This is a genomic window from Microvirga tunisiensis (assembly GCF_009296175.1).
Lineage (GTDB): Bacteria > Pseudomonadota > Alphaproteobacteria > Rhizobiales > Beijerinckiaceae > Microvirga > Microvirga tunisiensis.
This window is the reverse complement of the sequence record NZ_VOSK01000791.1, coordinates 1-1,221: the sequence shown is the minus strand read 5'-3', so window position 1 is coordinate 1,221 and position 1,221 is coordinate 1. Positions and strand designations below refer to the sequence as shown.

The window sequence follows — 1,221 nt, the reverse complement described above, 5'->3', positions numbered from 1 at the left end:
GCGGCCGCTCGGGCGGCAGAAGCGGCTCAAGGCGCTGCCACTGCCGGTCCGTCAACTCGTAACGTGTCACGTTGGATAAATGGGAACTCCAAGCTCCTCATGGAACCCCTTTGCAGACACGCCCTAGTCCCATCGACGCTTAGTGCTCTGTTGCATCCATCGCCACAACAGCAGCCGCGAGCCATGATGATGGGATTGTCAGTCTGCCGTTCAAACGAGCTCCCACGCCTGATAGTGCCGGCGGCCGGTCAACAGAGGGGCAAGCCCAGGATTGCTATTCGAGCCGATCGAGCATGCGTTGCGTGATCAGGCAGATGCCACTGTCCGTGCGCCGGAAGTGTCGCGCGTCAAGATCCGGATCCTCTCCCACGACAAGTCCCTTCGGGATGTGCACGCCACGGTCAACGATGACCTTGGACAGTCGGGCAGACGGGGCGATCTCAACTCCGGGCAGCACCACAGCGTCCTCCAGATGGGCGCCGGAGTGGACACGAGTTCCGGTGAACAGGAGCGACCGCCGCAAGACGGCTCCTGATACGATGCAGCCGCCGGAGAGGACGCAGTCGATCGCCTCTCCTCGCCCGGATCCATCCCGCGTCAGCTTTGCCGGCGGCGTGATCTCGGCATAGGTCCAGATCGGCCAAGCCGTGTCGTAGAGATCCAGACCCGGCGTGGCTTGGGTCAGATCGATGTTGGCTGCCCAGTAGGCATCCAGCGTACCGACATCCCGCCAGTAGGCCTCCGTCTCAGCCGACGACCGCACGCACGAGTGTGTGAAGCGATGGGCGACGGCTTTGCCGTGCTTCACCAGATACGGGATGATGTCCTTGCCGAAGTCACGGCTGGAGCCTGGCTCGGCCGCGTCCCGCCTGAGTTCATCCAGCAGAAACCGGGTCGTGAAGACATAGATACCCATGCTGGCCAGCGCCATGTCCGGGTTGTCCGGCATGCCGGGCGGGTTCTTAGGCTTCTCCAGGAACGAGACGATGCGGTCGGTCTCGTCAATGGCCATCACGCCGAAGCCGGTCGCCTCCAGGCGCGGCACCTCAAGACAGCCGACGGTCACGTCAGCCCCTTGGCTCACATGCTGCTGAAGCATGACCTCATAGTCCATCTTGTAGATGTGGTCGCCGGCCAGGATCACGATGAACTCAGGGGCATAGCTCTCGATGATGTCGATGTTCTGGTAGACCGCATCGGCCGTGCCCTCGTACCACATCG

Annotated in this window: 1 protein-coding gene; it reads right to left on the bottom strand. The window is 62.5% G+C overall.

Annotated elements, in window-relative coordinates:
* Positions 1 to 274: 274 nt before the first annotated feature.
* Positions 275 to 1,221 (bottom strand): glucose-1-phosphate adenylyltransferase (locus FS320_RS43695; RefSeq protein WP_152718691.1); only part of this gene is annotated, 947 nt, incomplete at its 5' end.